We start from the raw sequence: 698 nt of genomic DNA, 5'->3' as shown, positions 1-698 counted from the left end.
ATTCTTGTACTTCTCGAGTAGTCTTGTCTTACGTTCAGGTATACGTATCTCATGCCAGTGTTGAGGCCAATCACCTGACCAAGCTACCTTAACCTCAGCCTCATTGTAGAATGTCAGGCTATGTTTCTCTGACACAACATCAACGTAATAGTTCTCCTCTGTACGTACAATGGTGTGGCCTTTCGCTTCGAGGTGAGAGACTAGGGCATCCTTAGCCTTCTGGTCGTAGGCCTCATACAAGGCTCTGTTGAAACTCTTACGTACTGGTTTTGTCAAAAGCAAACCCTTCTTATAATTTGTGTTGGGTGGTCTCCCCGACAGGACTCGAACCTGTAACCTGCTGATTAGAAGTCAGCTGCACTATCCAGTTGTGCTACGAGGAGTTGGTTATATACTAGCTAACCTATTGGTAGATGTCAAGGTTGTTTATGTGCATTTCTAACTCTTCGTAACCCCCGATATGGAAACCATTGGTATCGAATACCTGCGGCACTGTAGTTAGGTCTGTCTTTAGGAGCAGTGTCTTTACCCACATATCTTCGTAGATGTCTACTTTCTTGTACGTAATGCCTGTCTCATACAACAGGTCCATTGCCTTGTCACACCACGAGCAGTTAGGTCTGCTGATTACTGTGTACATGTCATCTCCTATGTTAAGAAAGGAGCAGTTTTGTAACATGCTCAGGTTAGTATGTTAA

The 698-nt window shown here is 44.1% G+C and carries 2 protein-coding genes and 1 tRNA gene; all 3 read right to left on the bottom strand.

Annotated features, from left to right (window positions below; genetic code table 11):
• A partial coding sequence (locus tag AC1QQ2_RS14755) for a hypothetical protein (RefSeq protein ID WP_479713712.1) occupies positions 1-240 on the bottom strand: 240 nt, incomplete at its 3' end.
• A gap of 66 nt (positions 241-306) precedes the next feature.
• Positions 307-383 (bottom strand) — tRNA-Arg (locus AC1QQ2_RS14750).
• 20 nt (positions 384-403) lie between these two features.
• Positions 404-640: a glutaredoxin domain-containing protein gene (locus AC1QQ2_RS14745; protein ID WP_479713711.1), complete on the bottom strand. Its 237-nt coding sequence runs from the start codon at positions 638-640 to the stop codon at positions 404-406.
• Positions 641-698: the final 58 nt, after the last annotated feature.

The sequence above is a fragment of the Aestuarium sp. genome, from assembly GCF_023253315.1.
GTDB classification, from domain to species: Bacteria; Pseudomonadota; Alphaproteobacteria; order Rhodobacterales; family Rhodobacteraceae; genus Marivivens; species Marivivens donghaensis.
This window is presented reverse-complemented; position numbering and strand designations above follow the sequence as displayed.